We start from the raw sequence: 16009 nt of genomic DNA, 5'->3' as shown, positions 1-16009 counted from the left end.
ATTCATGCGTAACGATGCTAACGACGACTTTGACAACGTTCCCAGCCTGCGGGCTGACACCTCGGACGACGATGATTTCGAGCCTACGCCGGCCACGTCCGTGCGTTCCCGGCCAACGCCTGTGGTCAAGGTCAAAAGCGCCAGTACCGGGCCGTTGTGGGCATTGGTCGGCGCGCTGCTGTTTGCCTTTGCCGGCCTTGCCTGGTGGAGCTTCCAGCAGATTTCCCTGATGGGCCAGCAACTGGTGGCCACCCAGGAAAGCTTCGCGCGTATCAGCGAGGAAGCGGCGGGGCGCCTGCAGGATATTTCCGGCAAGGTGGTGGCCAGCGAGGCCAGCGTGAACAACGGCAGTGAAGCCCTCAAACTGCAGATCAAGCAGTTGGAAACCCAGCTGCTGGAGCAGGGCAAACAGCAGTTGGGCGTGGCCGGCCAGGCCACTGACCTGGACAAGCGCCTGGAGCAAATGACTACCAGCACCACGCAACTGTCCAGTGCCAATGCGCAACTGCAAGGCCAGGTCCAGGCGCTGACGGATGCGGTGGCAACCCTCAAGTCCCGGGATAACGAGTTCAAGGAGCTCTCCGCCGACGTCGCCGCCCTGAAAAAGCAGGGCAACCCAGCGGCCGCCATCGCCCGCCTGGAGCAGGACCTTGTGGTCCTCAAAAGCGAACAGGACAGCCGCCCGGCCGCCTCCGACGGTCCGTCCAACAAGGAGTTCGACGTGTTCCGCATCCAGACCACGCGTAACGTCACCACCTTGCAAAGCCAGGTGCAGAACCTGCAGCAACAGATCAACCAGCCGGCACGGATCACCCCTCTCGGGCAGCAATGATCTTGGGGCCCTGTAGGCTTCATACACATAGCTCCTACAGGGCCTAGCACAATCAATGTCACCACTCGGTGACATTTCCTACCTCCTTCGTTACTTGCCCTCGTCTCGCCCTTGTTTAGACTCCCGTCATCCCGCACATAATAAAAAGGGCTAATCATGACCACGCAACCACTGCCTGCCAGTAGTTGGCTGAACGCTCCTGCCCACCACGCCTGGCTTGCCGCTGAAGGCCAGCGCCTACTGTCATTCGCCAAGGCTTCCAAGCTGCCTGAAGGCTTCGGCAACCTCGACGATCAGGGCGTTTTGCCGCCCGATGCCGTCGCTGAAACCATGAACACCGCCCGCATGACCCACAGCTTCGCCATGGCCCATAGCCTGGGCCTGCCAGGTTATGCCGACCTGGTGGAACACGGGGTTGCGGCCCTCAGCGGCCCGCTGCGCGATGCCCGGCACGGCGGCTGGTTTGCCACGCCCAATGCCCGCGATGGCAACACCGGCAAGGCCGCCTACCTGCACGCCTTTGTGGCCCTGGCTGCCAGCTCCGCAGTAGTGGCCGGCGCGCCCGGTGCACAAACCTTGCTCAACGACGCGACCCACATCATCGACCAGTATTTCTGGAGCGAAGAGGAGGGCGCCATGCTCGAGTCCTTTGCCCAGGACTGGAGCGGTGTAGAAGCCTACCGCGGCGCCAACAGCAACATGCACGCCACCGAAGCCTTCCTGGCCCTGGCCGATGTCACCGGTGAAACCGGTTGGCTGGACCGCGCGCTGCGCATCGTCGAACGGATTATTCATACCCATGCGGCGGAAAACCGGGACATGGTGATCGAGCATTTCGACAGCCACTGGCAACCCTTGCGCGGTTACAACGAAGACAACCCGGCCGATGGTTTTCGCCCCTACGGCATCACCCCCGGCCACGGCTTTGAGTGGGCACGGCTGGTGCTGCACCTTGAGGCTGCGCGCCTGGACGCGGGGCTCGTTACCCCTGAGTGGCTGGTCACCGATGCCAAGGGTCTGTTCGCCAGCGCCTGCGAGTACGCCTGGGCCGTCGACGGCGCCCCCGGCATTGTCTACACCCTCGACTGGAGCCAGTGCCCCGTGGTGCGCGAGCGCCTGCACTGGACCCATTGCGAAGCCAGCGCCGCTGCCCAAGCGCTGCTCAAGCGCACGGGTGAGCTGCATTACGAAATCTGGTACCGGCGCTTCTGGGAGTTCTGTGAAAGCCATTTCATTGACCGCACCCATGGCAGCTGGCACCACGAACTGAGCCCGAAAAACCAGCCCGGCAGCAAGATCTGGGGCGGTAAACCGGACCTGTATCACGCCTGGCAGTCTATCTTGCTACCGGGTTTACCCTTGGCACCGAGCATGGCCAGTGCCGTGGCTGCCGGGCGTTATGTCACCAAATGGTGACATTTTGGCGTCCCTTTGTTACCTGCACCTGAAAAATCCCTGTTTAAACTCGTTTGCAGCGCAAGCACCGACTTGCATGCATAACAACAAGAAAAAAGGTACTCAGATGAAAGCGATCAGTCGCCTCGCCGTTGCTATTTCCGTTGCCTCGTTGTTTCCCCTCAGTGCTTTTGCTGCCGACTCGAAAGGGACGGTTGAAGTTGTGCATTGGTGGACCTCGGGTGGCGAGAAAGCGGCAGTAGATGTCCTGAAGGCTCAAGTTGAAAAAGACGGTTTCACCTGGAAAGACGGTGCCGTTGCCGGCGGTGGTGGTTCGACTGCCATGACCGTACTGAAAAGCCGTGCCGTTGCTGGCAACCCGCCAGGCATGGCCCAGATCAAAGGCCCCGACATCCAGGAATGGGCGTCCACCGGGCTGCTCGACACCGACGTCCTGAAGGCTCCTGCCAAAGAAGAGAAGTGGGACAGCCTGCTGGACAAGAAAGTCTCCGATACCGTGAAGTACGAAGGTGATTACGTCGCCGTGCCGGTGAACATCCACCGCGTCAACTGGCTGTGGATCAACCCGGAAGTCTTCAAGAAAGCCGGTATCACCAAGAACCCGACCACCCTCGAAGAATTCTACGCAGCGGGCGACAAGCTCAAGGCCGCGGGCTTCATTCCGCTCGCCCACGGTGGCCAGCCTTGGCAGGACAGCACTGTCTTCGAAGCGGTCGTGCTCTCCGTCATGGGGGCTGACGGTTACAAGAAAGCCCTGGTCGACCTGGACGAAAAAGCCCTGACCGGCCCTGAAATGATCAAGTCCCTGACCGAGCTGAAGAAAGTCGCGACCTACATGGACGCCGACGGCAAAGGCCAGGACTGGAACCTGGAAGCGGCCAAAGTCATCAACGGCAAGGCCGGCATGCAGATCATGGGTGACTGGGCCAAGAGTGAATGGACCGCCGCCAAGAAAGTCGCCGGCAAAGACTACGAGTGCGTAGCCTTCCCGGGCACCGACAAGGCGTTCACCTACAACATCGACTCCCTGGCGGTGTTCAAGCAGAAAGACAAAGGCACTGCTGCTGGCCAGCAGGACATCGCCAAAGTCGTGTTGAGCGAAAACTTCCAGAAAGTCTTCAGCATCAACAAGGGCTCGATCCCGGTTCGTATCGACATGTTGAAAGACATGGGCAAATACGGCTTCGACTCCTGCGCCCAGACCGCTGCCAAGGACTTCCTGGCAGACGCCCAGACTGGCGGCCTGCAACCGAGCATGGCGCACAACATGGCGACCACGCTGGCCGTACAAGGCGCGTTCTTTGACGTCGTCACCAACTACATCAACAACCCGTCCGCTGATCCGGCAACCACCGCGAAGCAACTGTACAGCGCGGTCAAGTCGGCCAAGTAACGGTTAGTACTGAATGGTCTTGTGGGGGGACCCCTAACCCCCACAAGGCATGTTCCTGTAGTCCTTTTTTTCCCTGTACTGGATTTTCCCATGAGTTCTGTTGCTGTGTTCAGCAAAGCCTCGCCGTTCGATGCACTGCAGCGCTGGCTACCCAAACTGGTGTTGGCGCCGAGCATGTTCATCGTTCTGGTGGGCTTCTATGGCTACATCCTGTGGACGTTCGTGCTGTCGTTCACTAACTCGACGTTCCTGCCGACCTACAAGTTCGTAGGCCTGGCTCAATATGCGCGCTTGTTCGACAACGACCGTTGGTGGGTGGCGAGCAAGAACCTTGCGGTGTTCGGTGGCATGTTCATCGGCATCACCTTGGTAATCGGCGTTACCCTGGCGATTTTTCTCGACCAGAAAATCCGTCGTGAAGGCTTCATTCGCACCATTTACCTGTACCCGATGGCGCTCTCTATGATCGTTACTGGTACTGCCTGGAAATGGCTGCTCAACCCGGGCATGGGCCTGGACAAATTGCTGCGAGACTGGGGCTGGGAAGGCTTTCGCCTGGACTGGCTGATCGACCCGGACCGTGTGGTGTACTGCCTGGTGATCGCCGCTGTATGGCAAGCCTCGGGCTTCATCATGGCGATGTTCCTCGCCGGCCTGCGCGGTGTTGATCAATCGATCATCCGTGCCGCACAGATCGACGGCGCGAGCATGCCGCGCATCTACTGGAAAGTGGTGCTGCCAAGCCTGCGTCCGGTGTTTTTCAGTGCGGTGATGATCCTGGCGCACATCGCGATCAAGAGTTTCGACCTGGTGGCGGCAATGACCGCGGGTGGTCCGGGTTATTCCTCCGACCTGCCGGCGATGTTCATGTACTCCTTCACCTTCAGCCGCGGCCAGATGGGCATGGGTTCGGCCAGTGCGATTCTGATGCTCGGTGCGATTCTCGCAATCATCGTGCCTTACCTGTACTCCGAGCTAAGGACCAAGCGTAATGACTAGTCTCGCCGGCAAACCTGCCATCAGCCTGAGCCGCGTCGCGATCTACGCGGTGTTGATCCTCGCTGTCCTGCTGTACCTGGTGCCGTTGGTGGTCATGTTGCTGACCAGCTTCAAGACCCCGGAAGACATCAGCACCGGCAACCTGCTGAGCTGGCCCACCGTGGTCACCGGCATTGGCTGGGTGAAAGCCTGGGCCACGGTTGACGGTTACTTCTGGAACTCGATCAAGATCACCGTTCCGGCGGTACTGATCTCTACCGGCATCGGCGCGTTGAACGGCTACGTGCTGTCGATGTGGCGGTTCCGCGGTTCGCAGTTGTTCTTCGGCCTGTTGCTGTTCGGCTGCTTCCTGCCGTTCCAGACCGTGCTGCTGCCAGCCTCGTTCACCCTCGGCAAGATGGGCCTGGCCAGCACCACCACGGGCCTGGTGTTCGTGCACATCGTCTATGGCCTGGCCTTTACGACACTGTTCTTCCGTAACTACTACGTCAGCATTCCCGATGCACTGGTGAAAGCGGCACGCCTGGATGGCGCGGGGTTCTTCACGATCTTCCGGCTGATCATCCTGCCGATGTCGACACCCATCATCATGGTGTGCCTGATCTGGCAGTTCACGCAGATCTGGAACGACTTCCTGTTCGGCGTGGTGTTCTCCAGCGGTGATTCGCAGCCCATCACGGTGGCGCTGAATAACCTGGTCAACACCAGCACCGGGGTCAAGGAATATAACGTTGATATGGCGGCGGCGATGATCGCCGGGCTGCCGACCCTGCTGGTCTATGTGGTCGCAGGCAAGTATTTCGTGCGCGGCCTGACGGCCGGCGCGGTCAAGGGGTAATCATGGCAACGCTTGAACTTCGTAACGTAAACAAGACCTACGGTACCGGCTTGCCGGACACCCTGAAGAACATCGAACTGTCGATCAAGGAAGGTGAGTTCCTGATCCTGGTCGGGCCTTCGGGTTGCGGTAAATCGACCTTGATGAACTGCATTGCCGGCCTGGAAAACATCACCGGTGGCGCGATCATGATCGGCGACCAGGACGTCAGCGGCATGAGCCCCAAGGATCGTGACATCGCCATGGTGTTCCAGTCCTACGCGCTGTACCCGACCATGAGCGTGCGCGAGAACATCGAGTTCGGCCTGAAAATCCGCAAGATGCCCCAGGCGGCGATCGACGAAGAAGTGGCGCGAGTGGCCAAGCTGCTGCAGATCGAGCACCTGCTCAATCGCAAGCCGGGCCAGCTCTCCGGCGGCCAGCAACAGCGTGTGGCCATGGGCCGTGCATTGGCGCGTCGACCGAAGATCTACCTGTTCGACGAACCACTGTCCAACCTCGACGCCAAGCTGCGGGTCGAGATGCGTACCGAAATGAAGCTGATGCACCAGCGTCTGAAAACCACCACCGTCTACGTCACCCACGATCAGATCGAAGCGATGACCCTGGGCGACAAAGTGGCGGTGATGAAGGACGGCATCATCCAGCAGTTCGGCACGCCGAAAGAAATCTATAACGACCCGGCCAACCTGTTTGTGGCAAGCTTTATCGGTTCACCACCGATGAACTTCATTCCGCTGCGCCTGCAACGCAAGGACGGCCGCCTGGTGGCGCTGCTGGACAGCGGCCAGGCACGCTGTGAATTGCCGTTAAGCATGAGCGATGCCGGCCTTGAAGACCGCGAAGTGATCCTTGGCCTGCGTCCGGAGCAGATCGTGCTGGCCGCCGCCGAAGCCACTGGCGCGCCGACCATTCGCGCCGAGGTGCAAGTTACCGAGCCGACTGGTCCGGACACCCTGGTGTTCGTGCAAATCAATGACACCAAGGTCTGCTGCCGCCTGGCGCCCGATGTGGCACCGCAAGTGGGCGAGACCCTGACCTTGCAGTTCGACCCGGCCAAGGTGTTGCTGTTCGACGCCAAGACGGGCGAGCGCCTGGGCACTGCCACTTCGTTGCCGGCACAGGACCGTGCGGACAACGTTGCTCAATTCAAGGGACGCTGAAGTTTCAAATGATGTGTAGGGGCTTTTGTGAGAGTCCTGCTCTCACAAAGAAGTAAACCGCGTTAGATAAAAACAGTTAATAACAATAAAGACGAGGATGTAGGGATGAAAAAGCACCACAACAACACCCGGCTGATCTGCCAACTGTCAGCAGCAGCCGCCCTGGTACTGTCCGCCAATGCGATGGCGGACGACGCGTTCAGCGCCGATTCCAAGTGGATGACCGGCGATTGGGGCGGCGAGCGTACCAAGCTGATCGAGCAAGGTATCGACATCAAGGCGGATTACGTCGGTGAAGTCGGTGGCAACCTCAGCGGTGGCTACAACAACGACAAAACTGCCCGTTACGCCGACCAGTTCGGTCTGGGCGTGGCACTGGACCTGCAAAAGCTGTGGGGCTGGGATAACACCCAGGCCAAGATCCAGCTGACCAATCGTAATGGCGCAAACATCTCCAACGACCGTATTGGTGACCCGCGTGCCGGCACCTTGAGTTCGTCTCAAGAAGTCGACGGCCGAGGCCACATGGTGCGTCTGACCCAGTTCTGGATTCAGCACCAGATGTTCGACAACAAGCTGGACGTTAAACTCGGTTACTTCGGTGAAGGCGAAGACTTCAACACCTTCCCGTGCGACTTCCAGAACCTGTCGTTCTGTGGCTCGCAGGTCGGTAACTATGTAAACACCTGGTACAACTGGCCCGTCAGCCAGGCGGCTATCCGCGTGAAGTACAACATCACGCCTGAACTGTATGCTCAAATCGGTGCGTACAACCAGAACCCGTCGCAACTGGAGCACGGCAACGGCTTCAAACTCAGCGGCAGTGGCACCAAGGGCACCGTATTGCCGGTTGAATTGGTCTGGTCGCCGAAGGTCAATGGCCTGCCGGGCGAATACCGTGTGGGTTACTACAAGAGCACCGCCGACGCTACCGACGTACGTGAAGACGTCAACGGTAACGATGCTGGCACCACGGGCGCAGCCTTCCGCGTTCGCAGCAGCAAAAGCGGTTACTGGGGCGTTCTGCAACAGCAACTCACCACCCACAATGGCGATGCTTCCCGCGGCTTGAACATCGCGGCCAACGTCACCTTCCACGACAAAGACACCAACCTGGTCGACAACTACCAGTCGCTGATGCTTGTGTATAAAGGTCCATTCGACGCACGTACAAAAGATGACGTGGGTATCGGTGTATCCCGTATCCATGCCAACAGTGACGTGAAGAAAAACGCTGAGTTGCTCAACGCAGCGGGCGGTTTCACGGATTACGACCAGTCGGGTTACGCGCCGCTGCGTAACACTGAGTACAACGTCGAACTCAACTACGGCTTCCACGTCACCAACTGGCTGACCGTGCGTCCTAACCTGCAATACATCGCCAACCCAGGTGGTGTTAAGCAAGTCGACAACGCGGTAGTAGCGGGCCTGAAAATTCAGTCTACGTTCTAACGCTGTTGCGATAAGCTCCTTCTCTCTGTGCGCATTTTGCGGATAGCCATGGCTATCCGCTTTTTTTTGGGCAGCATTGTGAAGATATTCAGGACCGTGGCACATGCATGAGCATCCGCTGCAACGCTTTTTCATATCCCTGCGCGAGCGGCCGGTATTCGCCTGGGAGCGCTTCCAGATGCGCGATGTGCTGGTGATCGATCACCCGCTCTGCCAGGCGGTGTTCAGTCGCCAGGGCGCGCAATTGCTGCATTTTCAGCCCACGGGTCAGAAACCCTGGCTGTGGTGCGCGGCCAAGTGGCCGCAGGTCGGCGCCATTCGTGGCGGCGTGCCGGTGTGTTGGCCGTGGTATGGCCGCCATCCCAGCGAAAACGCCTGGCCGTCCCATGGCTGGGCACGGCTGATCGACTGGAAACTGCTGGACAGCAGCACCGACGACGACGGCGTGCGTTTGCACTGGCAATTGCAGCTATGCGATTGGCAAGTGGACCTGCACGCGCACCTGGGGGAAACCCTGGAATTGCGCCTGGCCACCGAGCACCAGGATGAACTGCCGTGCCAACTGAGCCATGCGTTGCACGCCTATTGGCGGATTGGCAACGTGGGTGAGGTAGCGCTGTCTGGGCTTGATGGAGCGCAGGGCTACGACCAGCTCAATCGCCAGGCGTGCCAGCAGGAAGGTGAGTTGCGGGTGGATGGCGGCTGTCAGCGGGTGTTCCAGCACGAGGGCGAATTGCACCTCAAGGACCACGCCTGGCAGCGTGAGTTGTGCATCGACACCGGCGAGAGTGCCGACACGGTGGTGTGGCATCCGGGGACCCGGCCGTTGCTGGGGGTGAGCTTCAATGAGGCGTCGGGGTTTGTGTGTGTGGAGTCGGCGATGGCTGCTGCGAGCCTGGCGCCGGGGGAGAGGGCGCATTTGAGTTTGCAGGCGCGGGCCGGGGTTTAGCGCTGCGGCAAATGGCTCATTGTGGCGAGGGAGCTTGCTCCCGCTGGGGCGCGAAGCGCCCCCTTGACCAGGCAATTGAGTTCTTTTTGAAAGACCGCGATGGACCTGTTGGGGCCGCTTCGCAGCCCAGCGGGAGCAAGCTCCCTCGCCACAAAAGGCGTTCAACTGCCTAGTTGAATTCATCCCCAACCGGATACCGGCTGTCGTTCAAACTCTCTTTGATCTTGCGCAAATGAGGCTGGAAATCCACCCCGCGACGCAAGGTCATGCCTGTCGCCAACACATCCAGCACCGTCAACTGAATGATCCGCGAGGTCATCGGCATGTAGATGTCGGTGTCCTCCGGCAACGGAATGTTCAGGCTCACCGTGCTGGCTTTGGCCAGCGGCGAATTCTCGGCGGTCACGCCCAGCACCGAGGCACCGTTCTCCCGGGCAATGCGCGCCACTTCCACCAGCTCGCGAGTACGCCCGGTGTAGGAAATGATCACGAACAATTCCCCGGTGTGAGCCACCGAGGCAATCATCCGTTGCATCAACACATCAGCATGGGCCGTGACCGACAGGTTGAAACGGAAAAACTTGTGCAGGGCGTCCATGGCCACCGGCGCCGAAGCACCCAGGCCAAAGAAGTGGATCTGCCGGGCCTGGATCAGCAGGTCGACGGCCTTGCTGATCAGGTTCGGGTCCAGGGCCTGGCAGGCGCTGTCGAGGGACGCGATGGCACTGCCAAAGATCTTCTGGGTGTAGGCCTCGGGGTTATCATCGGCCTCCACCGCGCGGCTGACATACGCCGCGCCACTGGCCAAACTTTGCGCCAGCTGCAATTTAAGTTCAGGGTAACCACTCACGCCGAACGAGCGGCAGAAACGGTTCACTGTAGGTTCGCTGACCGAAGCGGCCTGGGCGAGGGCGGCGATAGAGAAGCGGGTCGCCTGCTGCGGGTTGAGCAGGATGACCTCGGCGACTTTACGTTCAGCCTTGTTCAGTTCTTCGAGGCGTTTCTGGATCTGTTCCAGTAGATTTCGCACGCGGTCCATTCATGTTTCCTTAGGGCGACGATGCAAATAAGGGTCGTCAACCAATCGACGAGCGGCCCTTTGCGGTGGCCTATCCTACTGAGGGTAGTTGAACACCACCACTCGGAATACGTTTTTCGGGAAAATGTTGTGGTTATTACTACATTTTTCCTTGAGTGATGCCTTAAAAAAAGGTATTTGTAGCTTAACTTGATAAAAGAACAAACATCATGCCTTCGATAACCGTAGAACCCTGCACCTTTGCCCTGTTTGGCGCCTTGGGTGATCTGGCGCTGCGCAAGTTATTTCCTGCCCTCTATCAACTTGATGGCGCGGGTCTCCTGCACGAAGACACGCGCATCCTGGCACTGGCCCGCGAGGCCGGTTCCGAGCAACAGCACCTGGCACACATCGAAAAAGAATTGCGTAGCTACGTCGGCAAGGAACTCGACGAAACCGTCGCCCAGCGTTTCCTGGCTCGCTTGACGTACCTGCACGTCGATTTCCTCAAGGCTGACGACTACGTCGCCCTGGCCGAAAAAGCCGGCACCGAACAACGCCTGATTGCCTACTTCGCCACCCCGGCGGCGGTGTACGGCGCAATCTGCGAGAACCTGTCCAAGGTTGGCCTGGCGGAAAACACCCGCGTGGTCCTGGAAAAACCCATCGGCTCGGACCTGGATTCGTCGCGCAAGGTCAACGACGCCGTGGCGCAGTTTTTTCCGGAAAACCGCACCTACCGCATCGACCACTACCTGGGCAAAGAAACCGTCCAGAACCTGATCGCCTTGCGTTTTGCCAACAGCCTGTTTGAAACCCAGTGGAACCAGAACTACATCTCCCACGTAGAAATCACCGTGGCCGAGCAGGTAGGCATCGAAGGTCGCTGGGGCTATTTCGACAAGGCCGGGCAACTGCGGGACATGATCCAGAATCACCTGCTGCAGCTGCTTTGCCTGATCGCCATGGACCCGCCGGCCGACCTGTCTGCCGACAGTATTCGTGACGAGAAGGTCAAGGTGCTCAAGGCCCTGGCGCCCATTAGCCCGGACGGCCTGACCACCCAGGTGGTGCGCGGCCAATACATCGCCGGCTACAGCGCCGGCAAGCCGGTGCCGGGTTACCTGGAAGAAGAGAACTCCAACACCCAGAGCGACACCGAAACCTTCGTCGCCCTGCGTGCCGATATTCGTAACTGGCGTTGGGCCGGGGTGCCGTTCTACCTGCGCACCGGCAAGCGCATGCCGCAAAAGCTGTCGCAGATCGTCATCCACTTCAAGGAACCGTCCCACTACATCTTCGCCCCCGAGCAGCGCTTGCAGATCAGCAACAAACTGATCATCCGCCTGCAACCGGACGAAGGTATTTCCTTGCGCGTGATGACCAAGGAGCAGGGCCTGGACAAGGGCATGCAACTGCGCAGCGGGCCGCTGCAACTGAATTTTTCCGACACCTATCGCAGCGCACGGATTCCCGATGCCTACGAGCGGTTGTTACTTGAAGTCATGCGTGGCAACCAGAACCTGTTTGTGCGCAAAGATGAAATCGAAGCCGCGTGGAAGTGGTGTGACCAGTTGATCGCCGGGTGGAAAAAATCCGGTGATGCGCCCAAGCCGTATGCGGCGGGGTCCTGGGGGCCGATGAGCTCGATTGCACTGATCACGCGGGACGGGAGGTCTTGGTATGGCGATATCTGATATGAAACTGCCTCAGGGCGTGACGGCCCACGAGTACCGCAACCCGGTGCTGCTGGCCGACGGTTTGGCCAATGATGTGGCCGAGCAACTGCGCACGGCCATCAGTGCCCGTGGCGAAGCGACCCTGGTAGTGTCCGGTGGCCGCAGCCCGGTGGCGTTCTTCCAGAACCTTGCCAAGCAAGGCCTGGACTGGTCCAAGGTGACCATCACCCTGGCCGACGAGCGTTGGGTGCCGGTAGAGCATGCCGACAGCAATGCTGGCCTGTTGAAGAAGTATTTACTGCAAGGCCCGGCGGCCAAGGCGAAGTTCCTGAGCCTGTACAGCGTTGCCGCCAGCCTTGATGACGCTGCCGAGCAGGCCGATCGCCTGCTGGCCGAGTTGCCGGCGATTGACGTGCTGGTACTGGGCATGGGCGACGACGGCCACACCGCGTCGCTGTTCCCCAACAGCCCGAACCTGGCTGAAGCACTGAAGCCCGATGGCAGCCGTCGTTGCTGGCCGATGCTGGCCCCGACCGTACCGCACCAGCGCCTGACCATGAGTCGCGCGTTGCTGGCTACCGCCCACTACACCGTGCTGTCGATTTCCGGCAGTTCGAAATTGACCACCTTGAGCGCCGCGCTGGCCAGTGACGACGTTGCTGCCATGCCGATACGCGCGTTTTTGCAACCTACTTTAGAGATTTACTGGTGCCCATGAGCCAAGGATCAGCCGCGATGAACAGCCCTCAACCTACCGTTTCCATGGCGGACAAAGTTGCCTTGATCGACAGCCTCTGCGCCAAGGCGCGGATCCTGCCGGTGATCACCATTGCCCGTGAACAGGACATTCTGCCTTTGGCCGATGCCCTGGCTGCCGGTGGTTTGACCGCACTGGAAGTGACCCTGCGTTCGCAGTTCGGCCTCAAGGCCATCCAGGTGTTGCGCGAGCAGCGTCCGGAGCTGTGCACCGGTGCCGGTACCGTGCTGGATCGCCAGATGCTCGAAGCGGCCGAAGTGGCCGGTTCGCAGTTTATCGTCACCCCCGGGATTACCCGTGACCTGCTGGAAGCCTCGGTACACAGCTCGATTCCGCTGTTGCCAGGCATCAGCAATGCTTCCGGGATCATGGAAGGTTATGGCCTGGGTTATCGCCGCTTCAAACTGTTCCCGGCTGAGGTCAGCGGTGGCGTGGCGGCTATCAAGGCCTTGGGCGGCCCGTTTGGCGAAGTGAAATTCTGCCCGACTGGCGGTGTTGGCCCGGCCAACATCAAGAGCTACATGGCCTTGAAGAATGTGATGTGCGTGGGCGGTAGCTGGATGCTGGACCCAGAGTGGGTCAAGAATGGCGACTGGGCACGTATCCAGGAAACCACCGCCGAGGCGCTGGCCCTGCTGGACTGATTGGATTTACCGAATCGTTGTTGCTGTGTTCTACGGCATTTTTGCGGCGCACTTGGTCGGTGTGCCGCTTTTTTTTGCCTGCGGAAAATGGCCCACTCCCACTGTAGGAGCGAGCTTGCTCGCGAAAAACCCGAGAGCACCGCTGGGTGTCAGGTTTCCCGTGTCATCGTTAACGACCTTCGCGAGCAAGCTCGCTCCTACAGTGAGATCGCGCTCAGTTCGGTGATGGCTTTGATCAGCACATGAATGTCTGCCGCTGACGTCAAAAAGCCGGGTGTCACCCGAATACAACTGCCGAACGACGCCCCGCTGCGGGTTGTGGTGAAGAGGTTGTATTCCTTGAGCAGTCGGTCCGCCATCACCTGCTGATCCGGCTTATCAGTGAACTTGAACGAGGTGATCGCGCAGTACAGCCGTGGATCATCCGGCGTCAGCACTTCAATCCCCGGCAACTGCCGCACCTCACTCACCCACAAATCTCGCAGGTAGTTGAGTCGGGCACCCTTGGCCTTTGAGCCGCCCAACAAGCGATGTTCTTCGAACACCAGCGGCAAGGTCATCAGTGCCGGGAAATTCGGCGTGCTGTACGGCGTACGTGCGCGAACGTCGGTGGCCGGGTAATGAAACTCTCCCATGTCCGGATCGATGTCTGCCAAGCGTCGCGGGTCGATGTAGATAAAGCCCAGGGTCAACGGCGCGCCAATCCACTTGTGCAGATTGAAGCCGGCAAACGCGATGCCCAGTTGCGCCAGGTTGAATTCGATCTGCCCCAACGCATGGGCGCCATCCAGGATCACATCAATCCCGTGTTCCTTGGCCGCGCTGGCAATCGCCTCCACCGGCATCACCAGCCCGGTGCGGTGGGTGACGTAGGTCAGCGCGAGCAATTTCAGGCGCGGGTAGCGCGTGAAGGCTTCGCGATACGTCTGCACCAGGCTGTCGAAACTTACCGGGTGCTCGTGGGCAATCTCGATCACCTCCACCCCGCGGTGCTGCGCCAGCCAGCGCATGGCGCCCTTGACGGTGTCGTACTCCAGGTCGCTGATCAGCACCTGGTCGCCGGGCTGCAAGCGGTTGTAGTTGCGAATCAGCGACTGCAACGCATCCGAGGCGCAGCGGGTGAGGGCGATGGCTTCAGGATCTGCGTCCATTAATTGCGCCAACTGATTACGAATCTCGACGTTTTCACCCTGCTCGAAACGCTGGCGCACATGGATCGAATTGCTGCGATTGATGAACGCTACGTTGTCCTGATACTGCTCCAGTACCGCGCGGCTCATGCGCCCGAAGTAACCGTTTTCGAGGTTGATCGGGCCGGGTTCCAGGTCGTAGCGCCGGGCGATTTCGTGCCAGTGTTGTTCGTCGCGGGTACTGTCCATGTGCGTGCTCTATTAATGACGAGGGGCGGGCTTGCCGTGTTTGGCGCGTAGGGGTTCCAGCAATTCGGATAAGCCGTTGTGGTCGATTTCCTGCATCAGGGCCAGCAACCCACCCAACTCACCGTGGGGAAAACCTTCACGGGCAAACCAGTTGAGGTAGGGGCCGGGCAGGTCGGCAATGATCCGGCCCTTGTACTTGCCGAAGGGCATTTCGCGGGTGATCAGCAATTCAAGTTTTTCAGGATTCATTGGGGCTTCAGGTATTTGAGTCGATGCCTTGGAAAATACAGGCATTCTGCATGGAGGCCAAATGACAGATCATGCAAATAAAGCGGATACAGATTTTTGGTTAATATTTAAGTTATTGAAAAATAACAATTAATTTGTTTTTCAAAAGCTGGCACGGGCGCTGCAATTACTAATGCACGTTTCTTAACCCGCGAAGGAATTGAAAAATGACTGATATCAATAAAGAATCGATCTCCGTACTCAACGACCTGATCGAGACCAGCAAAGACGGCCAGGAAGGCTTCAAGACCTGCGCAGAAGACATCAAGCACCCAGAGCTCAAAGCCCTGTTTGCCAAACGTTCCGTTGATTGCGCCACCGCCGCTGCCGAACTGCAGACGGCTGTCAAAGCCTTGGGCGGCGATCCGGAAAAATCCGGCAGTGTTGCCGGTGCCTTGCACCGTGGCTGGGTCGACGTGAAGTCGATGGTTACCGGTAAAGATGAAGAAGCAGTGCTGAACGAAGCCGAGCGCGGTGAAGACCACGCACTGAAGGCTTATAAAGAAGCGATCGAGAAGATCAACAAGCACAACCTGCTGGGCATTCGTGACCTGGTGGAGCGTCAGTTCCACGGCGCACAACGCAACCACGACCAGGTGAAAGCCCTGCGTAACCAGGCGCGCGCTCAGTCTTGAGCCCCACCTGAATAAAAAAATCCCCGCAGATGCGGGGATTTTTTATGGACGATGGTTCAGCCGATGCTGATGGCCGGCAGTTCGGTCAAGGTCACGGTCTGCTGCTTGCGCGGCGCGAGGATCTCGGCTTCACCGTCCACCACCAGCTCGTCGCGCTGGTTGAACACGCGAGTGGCGATGCGCACACGAAACTTCGGCAGCTTCTCCAGGATTTCCAGACGCACGGTCAGGGTGTCGCCGATTTTGACCGGCTTCTGGAAGGTCATTTGCTGGCCGATGTAGATCGTGCCGGGCCCAGGCAGTTCACACGCCACCGCCGCGCTGATCAGGGCGCCGCTGAACATGCCGTGGGCAATGCGCTCCTTGAACATGGTCGCCTTGGCGAATTCGGCGTCCAGGTGCACCGGGTTGTGGTCGCCGGACATCGCCGCGAACAGCTGGATATCGCGCTCCTCGACGGTCTTGCTGTAGCTGGCGGTCTGGCCGACTTCGAGGGCTTCGTAAGGCGTGTTGGTAACCTGGGTCATCAGATGGTGCATCCTGTGGCTAATCGATAATCTTAATGTA

16 protein-coding genes and 1 pseudogene are annotated in these 16009 nt (G+C 59.3%); 12 read left to right on the top strand and 5 right to left on the bottom strand.

Going from position 1 to position 16009, the window contains the following annotated elements; all coding sequences use genetic code 11:
- Positions 1 to 4 precede the first annotated feature (4 nt).
- From AU074_RS18020 to AU074_RS17985, 8 genes are all read left to right on the top strand, one after another.
- Positions 5 to 832, top strand: coding sequence for an ATPase (locus AU074_RS18020; protein ID WP_076015862.1), 828 nt, complete (start codon positions 5 to 7; stop codon positions 830 to 832).
- 156 nt (positions 833 to 988) lie between these two features.
- The gene (locus AU074_RS18015; protein ID WP_076015861.1) at positions 989 to 2248 is read left to right on the top strand and encodes an AGE family epimerase/isomerase; all 1260 of its coding nucleotides are present in this window, start codon (positions 989 to 991) and stop codon (positions 2246 to 2248) included.
- Positions 2249 to 2354: 106 nt separating this feature from the next.
- Positions 2355 to 3641: an ABC transporter substrate-binding protein gene (locus AU074_RS18010; RefSeq protein WP_076015890.1), complete on the top strand. Its 1287-nt coding sequence runs from the start codon at positions 2355 to 2357 to the stop codon at positions 3639 to 3641.
- Positions 3642 to 3731: 90 nt separating this feature from the next.
- Complete coding sequence (locus AU074_RS18005; protein WP_010169866.1) at positions 3732 to 4640, top strand: carbohydrate ABC transporter permease; 909 nt, start codon at positions 3732 to 3734, stop codon at positions 4638 to 4640.
- A complete protein-coding gene (locus tag AU074_RS18000; RefSeq protein ID WP_076015860.1) occupies positions 4633 to 5478 on the top strand; it encodes a carbohydrate ABC transporter permease in 846 nt (281 codons plus the stop codon). The genes AU074_RS18005 and AU074_RS18000 overlap by 8 nt, the downstream gene beginning before the upstream one ends.
- A gap of 2 nt (positions 5479 to 5480) precedes the next feature.
- The gene (locus tag AU074_RS17995) at positions 5481 to 6641 is read left to right on the top strand and encodes an ABC transporter ATP-binding protein (protein ID WP_076015859.1); all 1161 of its coding nucleotides are present in this window, start codon (positions 5481 to 5483) and stop codon (positions 6639 to 6641) included.
- A 105-nt stretch (positions 6642 to 6746) separates the two neighbouring features.
- Entirely contained in the window at positions 6747 to 8093 is a 1347-nt protein-coding gene (locus AU074_RS17990; protein ID WP_063027703.1) for a carbohydrate porin, read from the top strand.
- A 103-nt stretch (positions 8094 to 8196) separates the two neighbouring features.
- Entirely contained in the window at positions 8197 to 9042 is an 846-nt protein-coding gene (locus AU074_RS17985) for a D-hexose-6-phosphate mutarotase (protein WP_076015858.1), read from the top strand.
- 169 nt (positions 9043 to 9211) lie between these two features.
- Here AU074_RS17985 and AU074_RS17980 read toward each other — a convergent pair whose 3' ends face one another.
- Positions 9212 to 10072: a MurR/RpiR family transcriptional regulator gene (locus AU074_RS17980; protein WP_173406104.1), complete on the bottom strand. Its 861-nt coding sequence runs from the start codon at positions 10070 to 10072 to the stop codon at positions 9212 to 9214.
- A gap of 218 nt (positions 10073 to 10290) precedes the next feature.
- On the opposite strand from AU074_RS17980, the gene zwf reads away from it, so the two are divergent.
- Genes zwf through AU074_RS17965 form a run of 3 tightly spaced genes read left to right on the top strand, consistent with a single transcriptional unit; the run spans position 10291 to position 13140 of the window.
- The gene (zwf, locus tag AU074_RS17975) at positions 10291 to 11757 is read left to right on the top strand and encodes a glucose-6-phosphate dehydrogenase (protein ID WP_076015857.1); all 1467 of its coding nucleotides are present in this window, start codon (positions 10291 to 10293) and stop codon (positions 11755 to 11757) included.
- Entirely contained in the window at positions 11744 to 12457 is a 714-nt protein-coding gene (gene pgl, locus AU074_RS17970) for a 6-phosphogluconolactonase (RefSeq protein WP_076015856.1), read from the top strand. Before zwf ends, pgl begins: the two co-directional genes overlap by 14 nt.
- A 17-nt stretch (positions 12458 to 12474) precedes the next feature.
- The gene (locus AU074_RS17965) at positions 12475 to 13140 is read left to right on the top strand and encodes a bifunctional 4-hydroxy-2-oxoglutarate aldolase/2-dehydro-3-deoxy-phosphogluconate aldolase (protein WP_076015855.1); all 666 of its coding nucleotides are present in this window, start codon (positions 12475 to 12477) and stop codon (positions 13138 to 13140) included.
- Positions 13141 to 13239: 99 nt separating this feature from the next.
- On the opposite strand, the pseudogene AU074_RS34555 reads toward AU074_RS17965, so the two are convergent.
- The 3 genes and pseudogenes from AU074_RS34555 to AU074_RS17955 all read right to left on the bottom strand — a co-directional run.
- Positions 13240 to 13329, bottom strand: a pseudogene (locus tag AU074_RS34555) (outer membrane lipoprotein carrier protein LolA); the annotation flags it as partial.
- An 8-nt stretch (positions 13330 to 13337) separates the two neighbouring features.
- Complete coding sequence (locus AU074_RS17960) at positions 13338 to 14519, bottom strand: aminotransferase class V-fold PLP-dependent enzyme (RefSeq protein ID WP_076015854.1); 1182 nt, start codon at positions 14517 to 14519, stop codon at positions 13338 to 13340.
- Positions 14520 to 14531: 12 nt separating this feature from the next.
- Complete coding sequence (locus AU074_RS17955; protein ID WP_003213031.1) at positions 14532 to 14768, bottom strand: DUF3820 family protein; 237 nt, start codon at positions 14766 to 14768, stop codon at positions 14532 to 14534.
- Between the two features lie 206 nt (positions 14769 to 14974).
- Between AU074_RS17955 and AU074_RS17950 the strand changes: the two genes are divergently transcribed.
- Positions 14975 to 15442, top strand: coding sequence for a PA2169 family four-helix-bundle protein (locus AU074_RS17950; protein ID WP_076015853.1), 468 nt, complete (start codon positions 14975 to 14977; stop codon positions 15440 to 15442).
- Between the two features lie 56 nt (positions 15443 to 15498).
- Here the strand turns inward: AU074_RS17950 and AU074_RS17945 are convergent, their stop codons facing one another.
- Positions 15499 to 15969, bottom strand: a complete 471-nt coding sequence (locus AU074_RS17945) for a MaoC family dehydratase (protein ID WP_003213034.1) — start codon at positions 15967 to 15969, stop codon at positions 15499 to 15501.
- Positions 15970 to 16009: the final 40 nt, after the last annotated feature.

Origin of the sequence: Pseudomonas sp. ATCC PTA-122608, from assembly GCF_001952855.1 — a bacterium.
Lineage (GTDB): Bacteria > Pseudomonadota > Gammaproteobacteria > Pseudomonadales > Pseudomonadaceae > Aquipseudomonas.
Note: the sequence above shows the minus strand (reverse complement) of the source record. Positions and strands in the feature narration are given on the sequence as shown.

Coding starts and splice junctions, on each gene's coding strand:
- AU074_RS18020 (WP_076015862.1), top strand. CDS start 5: ATGCGTAACGATGCTAACGACGACTTTGACAACGTTCCCAGCCTGCGG.
- AU074_RS18015 (WP_076015861.1), top strand. CDS start 989: ATGACCACGCAACCACTGCCTGCCAGTAGTTGGCTGAACGCTCCTGCC.
- AU074_RS18010 (WP_076015890.1), top strand. CDS start 2,355: ATGAAAGCGATCAGTCGCCTCGCCGTTGCTATTTCCGTTGCCTCGTTG.
- AU074_RS18005 (WP_010169866.1), top strand. CDS start 3,732: ATGAGTTCTGTTGCTGTGTTCAGCAAAGCCTCGCCGTTCGATGCACTG.
- AU074_RS18000 (WP_076015860.1), top strand. CDS start 4,633: ATGACTAGTCTCGCCGGCAAACCTGCCATCAGCCTGAGCCGCGTCGCG.
- AU074_RS17995 (WP_076015859.1), top strand. CDS start 5,481: ATGGCAACGCTTGAACTTCGTAACGTAAACAAGACCTACGGTACCGGC.
- AU074_RS17990 (WP_063027703.1), top strand. CDS start 6,747: ATGAAAAAGCACCACAACAACACCCGGCTGATCTGCCAACTGTCAGCA.
- AU074_RS17985 (WP_076015858.1), top strand. CDS start 8,197: ATGCATGAGCATCCGCTGCAACGCTTTTTCATATCCCTGCGCGAGCGG.
- zwf (WP_076015857.1), top strand. CDS start 10,291: ATGCCTTCGATAACCGTAGAACCCTGCACCTTTGCCCTGTTTGGCGCC.
- pgl (WP_076015856.1), top strand. CDS start 11,744: ATGGCGATATCTGATATGAAACTGCCTCAGGGCGTGACGGCCCACGAG.
- AU074_RS17965 (WP_076015855.1), top strand. CDS start 12,475: ATGAACAGCCCTCAACCTACCGTTTCCATGGCGGACAAAGTTGCCTTG.
- AU074_RS17960 (WP_076015854.1), bottom strand. CDS start 14,519: ATGGACAGTACCCGCGACGAACAACACTGGCACGAAATCGCCCGGCGC.
- AU074_RS17955 (WP_003213031.1), bottom strand. CDS start 14,768: ATGAATCCTGAAAAACTTGAATTGCTGATCACCCGCGAAATGCCCTTC.
- AU074_RS17950 (WP_076015853.1), top strand. CDS start 14,975: ATGACTGATATCAATAAAGAATCGATCTCCGTACTCAACGACCTGATC.
- AU074_RS17945 (WP_003213034.1), bottom strand. CDS start 15,969: ATGACCCAGGTTACCAACACGCCTTACGAAGCCCTCGAAGTCGGCCAG.